The organism is Flavobacterium phycosphaerae, assembly GCF_010119235.1.
In the GTDB taxonomy this organism is placed as follows: domain Bacteria; phylum Bacteroidota; class Bacteroidia; order Flavobacteriales; family Flavobacteriaceae; genus Flavobacterium; species Flavobacterium phycosphaerae.
In genome coordinates, this window is sequence record NZ_JAAATZ010000001.1 from 2,983,475 (window position 1) to 2,996,472 (window position 12,998).

Genomic DNA, 12,998 nt, shown 5'->3' on the forward strand with positions numbered 1-12,998 from the left:
TATTATGAAAAATAAATTTATATATTTAGTACTGATAGCTATCACTTGTGTGAATAGTTATGCGCAGACTTCCACTGCTACTAACAAAAAAGAAGTGAAAGGCAATAAGGAGTATGAAAAATTAGCCTATATAGATGCTATCAAAACCTATGAACGCATTTATGAAAAAGGATATAAATCTCCCGATATGCTGCTCAAAATAGGGAATGCCTACTACTTTAATGCTGAGCTTGAAAAAGCCAACAAGTATTACAGTGAACTTTATGCCATGAATCCGGAACAGGAACCCGAGTTCTATTACCGTCATGCACAAACTCTCAGAGCAGTTAAAGAAAATGAAAAAGCTGATGCTATGTTGGCCTTATTCATGCAAAAAAAAAGTAATGATGCCAGAGCCAAAATACTCTCTAAACACAGAGATTATATGGCAGAAATCAAGAAAAACTCCGGTCGTTACAAAATCGAAAATGCAGGGATAAACTCAAAATACTCTGATTACGGTCCGGCTTTTATGGGCACCAAAGTAATCTTTTCTTCTGCGCGTGATACAGGGAATTTCTCTAAAAGAATACACTCTTGGACAGGCGAACATTTTACCAACCTTTACAGTGCCAATATGGGCGAAGACGGCTCTCTTTCTGCCGTAGATAAGTTTGGTAAACAAATCAACACCAAGTTCCATGAAGATACTCCTGCTTTTACCAAAGACGGTAAAACAGCTTACTTCACCCGTAACAACTACCTTGACGGTAGAGGATTTGATGCCGGGAAAGTAACGTTGCTTAAAATTTACAAAGCTACTCTTGATAAAGACGGAAATTGGACCAACATAACTCCGCTGCCTTTTAACAGCGATAGTTATCAAACCGCTCACCCTGCGCTTTCTTTTGATGAAAAAACCATGTACTTCGCTTCCGATATGCCGGGAACTCACGGGTTATCTGATTTATATCGCGTAAAAATTACAGAAGACGGTTCTTTCGGAACTCCCGAAAACTTAGGGGATGCCATTAACACCGAAGGACGTGAAACCTATCCTTTTGTTAATGAAGACAACGAATTGTACTTTGCCTCTGACGGACAACCGGGTCTGGGTGCCTTGGATATTTTTATCACTAAAGTACCTAAAGACGGCTCGCTGAACTTCAAGCAAGTACTCAACGTAGGAGAAGAAGCCAACGGACCTAAAGATGATTTTGCTTTAATCATTGATTCGAAAACCAAAAAAGGATTCTTAAGCTCTAACCGTGACGGTGGACAAGGCAATGATGATATTTACAAATTTGTGGAAACCAGACCTATCTGGTGTGAGCAAGTGTTATTTGGTGTAGTAACCGATCAGGATACCAAAGTTATTCTACCGGGAGTTGCCCTGACTTTAATGGACAGTAACTTCAACAAAATCAAAGAAACCGTATCCGATACTCAAGGTAAATACGAATTTACCGAAGTGGAATGTGGTGAAAAATATTATGTAAGAGCTTCTCTGGAAGGATACAACACCAAAGAATCTCCGGTGATTATCGGGAAAGATACCGGAAAAACAGAGCTAAACATCGAACTTGAAAAAACAGCTAAACCTATTCCGATTGGTGGGGATTTAGCCGATGTATTCGGAATCAACTTAATCTATTTTGACTTAGATAAATGGAATATCCGTCCTGATGCTGCCATCGATTTAGCAAAAATCCTCGATGTATTAGAACAATATCCGACAATGAAAATTGATATTCGTTCACATACCGATAGCCGTGCTTCTTTTGCTTACAACGAAAAATTATCAGACAGAAGAGCCAAATCAACCAAAGACTGGTTAATCAAAAACGGTATCAAAGCCGACAGATTAACGGCTAAAGGATACGGAGAATCACAACTCGTGAACAAATGTGCCGATGGCGTGCAATGTACCGAAGCGGAACACCAGCTTAACAGAAGAAGTCAATTTATTATTACTGCGTTATAATTTAACCGCCAATAAGATTTAATCAAGAACAAAAGCTCCTTATATAAGGGGCTTTTTTTATCTTTGAAAAATGATTATTACCAAACTTTTCAAGGATTTTCTGGATAGCGAAAAAGCAGGTGGTTTTACTTTAATTGCTTGCACGCTCTTGTCTTTACTTTTAGCGAACTCTATTTGGAGTGATAACTATTTACACCTTTGGCACTTCCAATTGAGCAATCATCCTCTTGAATATTGGATTAATGATGGTTTGATGACCATTTTCTTTTTATTGATTGGATTAGAATTAGAAAGAGAAGTTTATATAGGAGAGCTATCTAACCTGAAAAATGCCCTGCTACCCATTGCCGCAGCGCTGGGCGGAATGCTTGTACCAGCCGGACTATATTTGTTCTTGAACTACGGAACGGTTACTCAATCAGGAGCGGGAATTCCGATGGCGACCGACATTGCCTTTGCCTTAGGCATATTGTCTTTGTTGGGAAATAAAGTGCCCACTTCATTGAAAGTATTTTTGACCGCATTAGCCGTAATCGATGATTTAGGAGCTATTTTGATTATTGCTGTTTTTTACACCAAAACATTAATTTGGAGCAATCTGTTAATTGCCTTGGGAATCTTTGCTTTTTTGCTATTGTTAAATCGATTGAAAGTCCGCAACCTAATTCCCTATCTGGTTTGTGGTGTAGCCATGTGGTTTTTCATGCTCAATTCGGGCGTTCATGCAACTATTACCGGCGTGTTATTGGCCTTTGCCATACCTTTTGGTAACGGAGATGAAAAATCGACTTCCTATATATTGCAGCATTTTTTACACAAACCGGTGGCCTTTTTTATTTTGCCTTTGTTTGCTTTAGCCAATACCGCAATTATTCTAACCTCAGATTGGCACTCCGCTTTGAGCCATAAGTATACTTTGGGAATTGCATTGGGATTAATCGTTGGAAAACCAATTGGTATTTGGCTGTTTAGTTTTCTTGCCGTGAAACTAAAAATTGGTCAGCTTCCCGAAGACTTGAATTGGAAAGCTATTTTAGGAGCCAGCTTTTTGGGAGGCATTGGTTTTACCATGTCCATTTTCATAACACTCCTCGCCTTCTCTGATAGTGAACATATAAACAATGCCAAAATCATGATACTGATTTCGTCCTTAATTGCCGGAATCCTTGGTTTACTTTATTTGAAAATAAATCTTAAAATTCGTAATTCGTAATTCGTAATTCGTAATTCGTAATTCTTTAATACCATTTCTTCTTTTTGAAATAATAAACCATTCCCAAAAGTAAGAGTAACATACAGCCCAAAATAACAAAATAACCATATTGCCAATGCAATTCGGGCATATTATCAAAGTTCATTCCGTATACACCTACTATAAAGGTTAGCGGCATAAAGAATACCGAAACAACCGTCAGGGTTTTCATTACTTCATTCATTTTGTGGCTTTGCGACGAAAAAAAGAAATTGGCCGCGCTGTCTAAAGTGGTTAAATCGTATTCAATTTGTTCCAAAAGTTCTAAGCATTTTTGATGCAATCTTTCGAAAAAAGTAAAATTATTAGCTTCAATTGCATTGAAAACATTATCGTCTTTTATGCTTTTAATCGAATATAAAGAATCGCGCAACGGAATGATGGAACGCTTTAAAAAGTTATAATTGTCACGGTGTTTTTCTATTTGTTCTAAAATAGAAAGGTTGGTGCTTTCTTTAGACAAGTTAATCAGTTCTTCTACTTTGTCCTCTTCATTTTCGATGGTAATGTAGAAATTTTCCATAATAGCATCCAGCAAAAGGTAGAGCAAATAATCTGCTTTTTTAGTTCTTACTATACCGGAATGCGTTCGGATTCGTTCCCGGATGTGCGTAAAAAAATCACTTCGCTTTTCCTGAAACGACACCAAAATTCCGTTTTTCAATAAAAAACTGATTTGTTCAACATTGATATTATTCGAATCCTCTTCGGGCAAAAGTGATTTAACATTGAAAAATAAAGTATCATGATATTCATCCAACTTGGTTCGTTTAGTGGTATTCAGAATATCCGAGAGCATAAAATTGTCAACACCCAAATAATCACCAATGGCTTTAATCACCTGTGGGTCATTTAATCCGTGAACATTAAGCCAATTGGTTTTCTCAAAATCAACATGTTTTTGCATTTCGCTAATATCAAATTCATGATACTCGGCCAAATCAGGGTCGTCATACACAAACAACTGAATTTCGGTTTGAGTATACTTGTGAACTCCGGTATATTCTAATAAAGTCGGCTGAACTTTTCTCCCTTTTTTGTATTTAATTTTTCTCACGAACTCTAATTTTGTTTAAAATTAAGCATATTTATTTTTTTCAAACTATTTTTACCAAAAATCATTGTATGCAAACGTTACTCATCAACATAAAAGAACTCTTGCAAGTCAGAGAAACACCTATTGACAAAGTTTCCGGTGCGGAGATGGCTATTTTACCCTCCATTAAAAATGCATTTCTGTTGATAGAAAACGATACTATAGCTGCTTTTGGACCAATGGAAAACTGCCCGAAATTAAACGTCGAAACGATTGATGCAACCGGAAGCATTGTTTTACCGAGCTGGTGCGACAGCCATACCCACATTGTTTATGCCGGAAATAGAGAACAAGAATTTGTAGACCGAATTAATGGCTTGACGTATGAAGAAATTGCCAATCGTGGTGGCGGTATTTTAAATTCGGCTAAAAAACTAAACGAAACTTCCGAAGAAGAAATCTACAACCAATCCAAAAAAAGATTGGAAGAAGTAATGCAACAAGGAACCGGCGCCGTAGAAATTAAATCGGGTTACGGCTTAACTGTTGAAGGCGAATTGAAGATGTTGCGTGTGATTAAAAACTATCACAAAACTACCCCATTGCCATCAAAGCTACTTTTCTGGGCGCACATGCTTTTCCGATGGCTTACAAAGAAAACCATTCGGCTTATATCGATTTAATCATCAACGAGATGTTGCCTAAAATTGCTGAAGAAAAACTAGCCGATTATATAGATGCCTTCCTGGAAACCGGTTATTTTTCGGTAATCGAAACGGAGCGCATCATGGAAGCCGGTAAAAAATATGGTTTGCGTTCTAAAATACACGTAAATCAATTTACCGCTATTAACGGAATTGCCGCTTGTGTGAAGCATAAAGCCCTTTCAGTCGACCATCTCGAAATTGTTACCGATGAAGATATTGAAGCCTTAAAAAACAGCGAAACCATGCCGGTAGCGCTACCCAGTTGTTCTTACTTTATCAGTATTCCCTATACTCCGGCAAGAAAAATGCTTACTGCAGGATTACCCTTGGCTTTGGCTAGCGACTTTAATCCGGGAACAACTCCTTCGGGAAATATGAATTTTGTAGTGGCTACCGCTTGTATCAAAATGAAAATGACCCCGAAGAAGCTATCAATGCTGCCACGATAAATGGCGCTTATGCTATGGGAATTTCAGCCACTCACGGAAGTATTACCGTTGGTAAAAAAGCGAATTTGATTATCACAAAACCTTTGAATTCGTTTTATGAAATTCCGTATGCTTTTGGTAGCAATCTGATTGAACAAGTTATTCTGAACGGAAAAAGTATCTCATAAAAAAAGTCCCGATTGCTCGGGACTTTTTGTTTTTATAATTATTAGTTTATCTCAAACTGAAACTGCTTTTTGAAACCAACTCTCCTTTGTCAAACACATTTACGAAGTAAGTGCCTTTGGCAAAATCTTTTCCTTTCAGTTGCTCTTTTACATCAACCGTTTTGTTTTCATATTGAACGGTAGTTGTGAAACTGTAGGTCAAGGTATTTTCTCCAAAGGTAGCGGTAGCTTTATCTCCCAACACATTATTTTTGGCATCAATCACTTGTACATAATAGGTTTTATCACCTGATTTGGCAATTTTGTTTTCAGCAATAGTAAAACTTACTTGAAGCACATCAGTTCTACTGGCTTTATCCGTTTCTATTTGTTTTCCGGAACTTCTTTGTTTGTAAGCTGCCGTTTTCAAATTGGTAATGGTTAGTTTTGATCCTTTTTCAACCGTTTTGGCTAATTCTTCATTTTGACCAACCAAAACCTGATTGTATTTTTTAGAATCTTCCAAAACTACTTTGGTACTGTCTAAATTGGTCGTCAAGGTTTGATTTTGCTGCTTCAGGACTTCTACTTCCTGCATCAGATTCTTCATTTTGGCTTCCATATTTTTATACTGGTCTTTGTATTTTCTTAAGGAAGCATTATCGCCCTTTGACTTTTTCAATTCATCCATTAGCTTAACCACTTTGTCACGTTCTGCAATTAATTCATCTGACATGGAAGTGTTTTCTTCAATCGCAGCATCATAAGTTGCTTTAAGTGCTGCCAGGTCTTTTAAGACGGCTTCTTTTTCAGATTTCGTAGTGGTAACAGTGGTTTCCAACGTTTTAGCATCTGAAGTAAGTTTAAAAATATAAATCAAACTACCTATCAGTAAAACTGCCAAAAGGGCAATTATTCCTTTAAGTTTTGAATTATTGTTTTGATTTTCCATTTCTTAGATTTTTTTTAATTAACAAATTTAATACAATTTCTATTAGTAACGTAAGTTATGCATTTTTATTATATTTTTGAGGAAATATTTTAGCATTATGGAGAATGTAATTCCTTTTACCATCACTGATTTGGCTAAGGTGACCAATCATCGAAGCGGGGAAGTAAAATTTGGCGAAAAAATGATTACCATTCCCAAAGATGAAAATCCCATCGACTTTTTAAAAAACAGCGAAGCCAAATACGTCTTGTTCGGTATTCCCGAAGATGTAGGGGTTAGAGCTAATTTTGGCCGACCCGGTGCCGCCTCAGCCTGGAAAAGTGCTATCAGCAGTATTGCTAATATTCAACATAATCGTTTTTGCAAAGGAAGTCAAATCATTATATTGGGCACACTCGACGTGGCTCAAGAAATGGAAACCGCCAAAGACTTAGATTTTCATAAAACCGCCGACAGAAAACTATTGAGCACTTTGGTTGAAAAAATAGATAAAGAAGTGGTTCACGTCATTACTTCCATAATCAAATGTGGCAAAATCCCGATTATCATTGGTGGCGGACACAACAATGCCTACGGTAATATTAAAGGAACGGCGCTGGGATTAGGAAAACCCATTAATGCCGTGAATTTTGATGCTCACTCCGATTTCAGGATTTTGGAAGGAAGACACAGTGGTAATGGTTTTTCGTATGCCTATGAAGAAGGTTTTTTGAAAAAATATTTCATCTTCGGATTGCACGAAAACTATACTTCTAAGAATGTGGTTGATATTTTAAAGAAAATGGAAGATCGGGTGAATTACAATACATATGATGAAATTAAAGTTCGTCAACAGAAAAACTTCCAACAAGAATTAAACACCGCATTAGATTTTATCAAAAGTGAAGCTTACGGTATTGAAATCGATTTAGATGCTTTACCAAATATTGCCAGTAGCGCCATGACCATGAGTGGTTTTTCAGTGGAAGAATTGCGTCAGTTTGTGAACTTTTTCGGGAAAAATAAAAACGCTTCATACCTGCACATTTGCGAAGGCGCACCGGAACTTGGTGAAGAAAAAAACAACCATCTCATAGGAAAACTTATTGGCTACTTAGTCACCGATTTTATTAAATCAAGAAAGGAATTGATTTGAAAATTTGACAATATGAAGATTTGAAGATTCTGCAATTTGCCAATTCCTAATTCGTAATTCCTAATTCGTAATTTTTTAACCCTATCTTTGCCACGGCTTACACTTAATCGTAAGCAAAATTTATGTTATTCGAAGATTTATCATTATCCAAAAGTATTCAAAGAGCGGTCTTTGAAGAAGGATACACCAGTCCTACTCCTATTCAGGAAAAATCGATTCCCATTATATTGGCCGGAAAAGATTTAGTAGGCTGCGCACAAACAGGTACAGGGAAAACAGCCGCTTTTGCTATTCCAATTATACACAACCTACACAGAATGATAGGTTCGTCAAAAAAAACAAAAGAAATTCGCTGTTTAGTAGTAACACCTACTCGAGAATTGGCCGTTCAAATCGGAGAAAGTTTTGACACCTATGGAAAATACACCAATTTAAGACAGCTGACTGTTTTTGGCGGAGTTTCGCAAGTGCCGCAGGTTGACCAACTCAAAAAAGGCGTTGATATCTTAATTGCCACGCCGGGAAGATTATTGGATTTACACAAACAAGGTTTTGTAGATTTTGATAGCCTGCATTATTTGGTTTTAGACGAATCCGATTTGATGCTCGATATGGGTTTTATCAATGATGTTAGAAAAATTGTCAAGCTGGTTCCAACCAACAGACAAACACTATTATTTTCAGCCACAATGCCCATGGCGATTCGTGAATTGGCTGATACGTTTTTAAATAAACCGGAATACGTTTCGGTAACGCCGGTATCTTCTACCGCGGAAATCATTAAGCAACAAATTTATTTTGTTGACAAATCAGACAAGCGCGGTTTATTGTACCATTTGATTCGCAATGAAAACCTAAACAATGTGTTGGTTTTTGTTCGTACCAAACATGGAGCTGATAATGTGGTGAAAGCCCTGAAAAAGCAAGGTGTTAATGCCGAAGCCATTCACGGTGATAAATCGCAAACCGCCAGACAACGCGTGCTGGATCATTTTAAAAACAAAGAAATCTCTGTTTTGGTAGCGACTGACATAGCCGCTCGTGGAATTGATATTGAAAGTTTGCCTTATGTAATCAATTTTGATTTACCCAATATTCCGGAAACTTATGTACACCGTATTGGTCGTACCGGTCGTGCCGGCAATGGCGGTATCTCAATTTCTTTTTGCGGGAAAGATGAAGAACCGTACTGGAAAGACATTCAGAAGCTAATCAAGGTGGATGTAAAAGTAATTAAAGACCATCCTTTTCCGTGGAAAGACGCAGAACCTGATCCGAATGCAAAACCTGATTTAAGAAATAAAAAGAAACCCGAAGGAACTAATTCCAGAAAATCGGAAGCTTCTAAGAAAAACAAAAAACGCTGGTATTAACCGGCGTTTTCGCTATTTTTTACTTGATTAGTAATCACCTGATAAAGCTTTGTGGGCTCAAACGGTTTGACCATGATATCATTCATTCCGGCCGCCAATGCTTCTTCCATTACTTCTTGTTTATCAAAAGCGGTAAGGGCTATAATAGGGGTTTTAATTCCTTTTTCTCGTATCTTTCTGGTCGTATCAAACCCGTTGATTAGCGGCATATTAATATCCATCAAAACCAAATCAAAAGTTTCTCTGTCCAAAGCCACCAGCGCAGCATAACCATCATCAACAATAGTACAACTCATGTTGCTGTTCTGGATGATTTTTTTGGTAACCATTTGGTTAATTTTATTGTCTTCTACTACCAAAATATTATACAAGTGACTGGACGATAAATCAACATCAATGTTATTGATAATTTCCCTTGATTTTTCTTCGTCGTATTCAAAACCAATGGTAAACATAAAAGTAGTCCCTACGTTTTCTTCACTTTCCAAAAGAATTTCACTGTCAAATAGTTCTATCAATCGGGACACGATGGATAATCCTAAGCCTGTTCCTTGATAATCTTCTTCTTTTCGTTCTATCTGAACAAATTTGTCAAAGATCTTCTCTTGATCTTCTTTGGCGATTCCAATTCCGGTGTCTTTAATTTTAAACTCTATGAAATGTGTTTTCCCTTCTACACGTTTCAAATCAGCCATGATGACAACTTCACCATTTTTGGTAAACTTTAAGGCGTTACTCACCAAGTTCATCACAATTTGAGACAATCGCAGTTTGTCACCAATTAAAAATTCGGGAATAGCGGTATCAATTTCAATGGAAAGCTTATCGTTGTTTTTATCGGCGATATACTCAACCGAGTTTTTGATAGTGGTAATTTCATCGGTAAGATTGAAAATCAAGTTTTCTAAAACGATTCGCTTTTCTTCAATTTTATTGATTTGCAGAATATCATTCACCAACGACAGTAAATATTTGGCAGAAAATTTCAAGGATTTTAAATGCGGACTGTTGCCCAGTTCTTTATGTTCATCCAAAATAATATTGGTAATTCCGATGACGCCATAAAGCGGTGTTCGCAACTCGTGCGTAATGGTAGAAACAAACTGTGATTTCAGTTGTGAGGCTTCTTCTGCTTTTTCTTTGGCTTCTTTTAAAGCTTCGTTAGCCTGTGTCAGTTCAAAATTGGCCTGCTCTCTTAGTTTAATGTTTTTATACAGAGTCAGTAAAAGCAACAATAAAACAACCAGAATAACAATAAAAAGTATAACAATGAGTTTCGATTCTTTTAAACTCTTTTGATGCTTTTGGTTTACTTTTTCAATTTTATCTAATTGAATTTTATACTCGTCCAATTCAATTTGAACCGCCGCTTTTTGAATATTGTTTAACTTGTCTTCAGAATAAAGCACTTTGTTCAGCGAGTCCAGTTTGGCTTTGTAAACTTTAGCCTTTTCGGGTTCATTGTAAAGCTTATGATGACGCACACGGTTTTCATAAATACTGATTAAGTACGAGTTAAATTGGTTGTCTTTGGCAATTTTCTCGGCAGTAACATAATGTTGTTCCGCTTCAGCTTTTTTATTATGATTTGTGGTGTAAATCCCCATGAGAGAGTTCATCCTCATTTTGGATTCCTCGTCCCCATTTTTCAGTATATTATCCTTAATATCATCTAAATACAGATTCCCCTCATCAAACTCATCAATCGCAAAGTAAGCACTGGCGATATTCATTTTAATATAATTGATATCGGTACTATCTTTGATTTTTTAGCATAATACAATGCTTTCTTGTAATAATTTATACCCTTTGGGACATCAATTTGATTGTAATAATAAACGCTTCCCAAATTGCCGTAAATCCAATTGTAGAGTTTGTCTTTGTTGGTTTTTTTGGCAAAGAATAGAGCTTTATCATAAAACTCTATCGCTTTAACTGATTCCGAACACTCGTTATAAATTCCGCCAATGGTATTGTAGGATTGCGCGATATATGAATTGTCATTAATATCAAATGATTTTATCAAAGCTTGTTTTGAATACTCTAACGCTTTGTCATATTGAGCTTCATTAAACTCACCTACCGCTAAATTGAGTAGTTTCTCAATAGCCGCTTTTTCAACTTTATATTCTTGTGCCAAAGCAGTCGAAATACAAAGCAGTAAAAATAAAAAGGAATAAAAAAACTTAGTCTTACACATTGAGTCAGTTAAGACCTCAAATATAAAAGATTTATTCATAAAAAAATCCCGATTTCTCGGGATTTTATAGTCGTTAAGTTAATTTCTAATCAACTTTCTGTATTTGATTCGCTTCGGAGTTACATCAGTACCCAAACGTTTCTTTTTATTCTCTTCATACTCTGAGAAGCCACCTTCAAAATAGTACACTTCAGAGTTGCCTTCAAAGGCTAAAATATGCGTACAGATTCGGTCCAAGAACCATCTGTCGTGGCTGATTACTACAGCACAGCCCGCGAAGTTTTCTAACCCTTCTTCCAAAGCACGTAGTGTATTGATATCCAAATCATTCGTTGGCTCATCCAGCAACAATACGTTTCCTTCTTCTTTCAAGGTCATGGCCAAATGCAAACGGTTACGCTCACCCCCTGATAAAGCCGCTACTTTTTTATTTTGATCGCTGCCGCCAAAGTTAAAACGAGATAAATACGCTCTAGAGTTCACTTGTCTTCCGCCCATCATAATCAATTCCTGACCATCGCAAAAGTTTTCCCAGATGGATTTATTCGGATCAATATTAGAGTGGGATTGGTCAACATAAGCAATTTTCACCGTGTCACCGATACTGAATTCTCCGGCATCAGGTTTTTCTTCTCCCATAATCATTCGGAAGATGGTTGATTTACCGGCACCATTCGGACCAATAATACCCACAATTCCCGCTTGCGGTAACGTGAAGTTTAAGTTATCATACAATAATTTTTCTCCAAAAGCTTTGGCTACACCTTTGGCTTCAATCACATTGGTTCCTAATCTAGGTCCATTAGGGATGTAGATTTCTAATTTTTCGTCTAGTTCTTTTTGGTCTTCGTTTAAGAGTTTATCATAGTTCTGCAAACGCGCTTTTTGTTTGGTTTGTCTTCCTTTTGCTCCTTGACGAACCCAGTCCAACTCCCTTTCTAATGTTTTTCTGCGTTTAGAAGCCACTTTCTCTTCTTGCTCCATACGTTTCGATTTTTGATCTAACCAAGACGAATAGTTTCCTTTCCATGGAATACCCTCTCCTCTGTCTAATTCCAAAATCCAGCCTGCCACATTATCCAAGAAATAACGGTCGTGCGTTACAGCAATTACCGTTCCTGCATATTGTGCCAAATGTTGCTCTAACCAAAGAACGCTTTCTGCATCCAAGTGGTTGGTAGGCTCATCCAAAAGCAACACGTCCGGTTGTTGCAATAACAAGCGACATAAAGCTACGCGACGTTTCTCTCCACCCGATAAAACACTGATGGGCATATCGCCTTCCGGTGTACGAAGCGCATCCATCGCAACTTCTAATTTATTGTCAATTTCCCAAGCCCCGCAAGCATCAATTCTATCTTGTAATAGTCCTTGACGCTCCATCAGTTTGTCCATCTTATCAGCATCTTCATATACCTCAGGCAAACCAAACATATCGTTGATTTGGTTGAACTCTTCTAAAAGCGCCATCGTTTCCGCCACACCTTCACGAACTACTTCAATAACGGTTTTCGTTTCATCCAATTGTGGCTCTTGCTCCAAATATCCTACGGTATAGCCCGGTTGGAAAACCACATCTCCTTGGTAATTTTTATCTACTCCGGCAATAATCTTCAATAACGAAGATTTTCCTGAACCATTTAATCCGAGGATACCGATTTTAGCTCCGTAAAAAAAACTCAAATAGATGTTTTTTAATACTTGTTTGTCGCTTCCTTGATACGATTTGCTCAATCGCTGCATGGAAAATATCACTTTCTTATCGTCTGACATTGTAATTGTTTT

The 12,998-nt window shown here is 37.2% G+C and carries 9 protein-coding genes and 1 pseudogene; 5 read left to right on the forward strand and 5 right to left on the reverse strand.

Translation table 11 applies throughout. From position 1 onward, the window contains the following. Positions 1–4: 4 nt before the first annotated feature. Entirely contained in the window at positions 5–1,963 is a 1,959-nt protein-coding gene (locus tag GUU89_RS13360; protein ID WP_162128378.1) for an OmpA family protein, read from the forward strand. A gap of 70 nt (positions 1,964–2,033) precedes the next feature. After that, entirely contained in the window at positions 2,034–3,176 is a 1,143-nt protein-coding gene (gene nhaA, locus GUU89_RS13365) for a Na+/H+ antiporter NhaA (protein ID WP_162128379.1), read from the forward strand. A gap of 25 nt (positions 3,177–3,201) precedes the next feature. Here nhaA and corA read toward each other — a convergent pair whose 3' ends face one another. Beyond that, positions 3,202–4,272: a magnesium/cobalt transporter CorA gene (gene corA, locus GUU89_RS13370; RefSeq protein ID WP_162128380.1), complete on the reverse strand. Its 1,071-nt coding sequence runs from the start codon at positions 4,270–4,272 to the stop codon at positions 3,202–3,204. Positions 4,273–4,340: 68 nt separating this feature from the next. Here corA and hutI point away from each other — a divergent pair. Next, positions 4,341–5,574: pseudogene (gene hutI / locus GUU89_RS13375) on the forward strand (imidazolonepropionase). A 46-nt stretch (positions 5,575–5,620) separates the two neighbouring features. Here hutI and GUU89_RS13380 read toward each other — a convergent pair. After that, positions 5,621–6,505 carry a GAS domain-containing protein gene (locus tag GUU89_RS13380; protein ID WP_162128381.1) on the reverse strand — a complete coding sequence of 295 codons (885 nt, stop codon included), beginning with the start codon at positions 6,503–6,505 and terminating at the stop codon, positions 5,621–5,623. A gap of 97 nt (positions 6,506–6,602) precedes the next feature. Here GUU89_RS13380 and GUU89_RS13385 point away from each other — a divergent pair, with 97 nt between their 5' ends. Beyond that, entirely contained in the window at positions 6,603–7,640 is a 1,038-nt protein-coding gene (locus GUU89_RS13385; RefSeq protein WP_162128382.1) for a formimidoylglutamase, read from the forward strand. A gap of 122 nt (positions 7,641–7,762) precedes the next feature. Further along, positions 7,763–9,013: a DEAD/DEAH box helicase gene (locus GUU89_RS13390; protein ID WP_162128383.1), complete on the forward strand. Its 1,251-nt coding sequence runs from the start codon at positions 7,763–7,765 to the stop codon at positions 9,011–9,013. Here the strand turns inward: GUU89_RS13390 and GUU89_RS13395 are convergent. The 3 genes from GUU89_RS13395 to ettA all read right to left on the reverse strand — a co-directional run bounded on the left by GUU89_RS13395 (position 9,010) and on the right by ettA (position 12,986). Continuing rightward, on the reverse strand, positions 9,010–10,746 hold the full coding sequence (locus tag GUU89_RS13395) for a response regulator (protein ID WP_235922051.1): 1,737 nt from the start codon (positions 10,744–10,746) through the stop codon (positions 9,010–9,012). The genes GUU89_RS13390 and GUU89_RS13395 overlap by 4 nt on opposite strands. Next, on the reverse strand, positions 10,743–11,213 hold the full coding sequence (locus GUU89_RS15045) for a hypothetical protein (RefSeq protein WP_235922052.1): 471 nt from the start codon (positions 11,211–11,213) through the stop codon (positions 10,743–10,745). Before GUU89_RS15045 ends, GUU89_RS13395 begins: the two co-directional genes overlap by 4 nt. A 78-nt stretch (positions 11,214–11,291) precedes the next feature. Then, entirely contained in the window at positions 11,292–12,986 is a 1,695-nt protein-coding gene (ettA, locus tag GUU89_RS13400; protein ID WP_162128384.1) for an energy-dependent translational throttle protein EttA, read from the reverse strand. Positions 12,987–12,998 lie beyond the last annotated feature (12 nt).

Coding starts and splice junctions, on each gene's coding strand:
- GUU89_RS13390 (WP_162128383.1), top strand. CDS start 7,763: ATGTTATTCGAAGATTTATCATTATCCAAAAGTATTCAAAGAGCGGTC.
- GUU89_RS15045 (WP_235922052.1), bottom strand. CDS start 11,213: ATGTGTAAGACTAAGTTTTTTTATTCCTTTTTATTTTTACTGCTTTGT.
- GUU89_RS13360 (WP_162128378.1), top strand. CDS start 5: ATGAAAAATAAATTTATATATTTAGTACTGATAGCTATCACTTGTGTG.
- GUU89_RS13395 (WP_235922051.1), bottom strand. CDS start 10,746: ATGAATATCGCCAGTGCTTACTTTGCGATTGATGAGTTTGATGAGGGG.
- nhaA (WP_162128379.1), top strand. CDS start 2,034: ATGATTATTACCAAACTTTTCAAGGATTTTCTGGATAGCGAAAAAGCA.
- GUU89_RS13380 (WP_162128381.1), bottom strand. CDS start 6,505: ATGGAAAATCAAAACAATAATTCAAAACTTAAAGGAATAATTGCCCTT.
- GUU89_RS13385 (WP_162128382.1), top strand. CDS start 6,603: ATGGAGAATGTAATTCCTTTTACCATCACTGATTTGGCTAAGGTGACC.
- ettA (WP_162128384.1), bottom strand. CDS start 12,986: ATGTCAGACGATAAGAAAGTGATATTTTCCATGCAGCGATTGAGCAAA.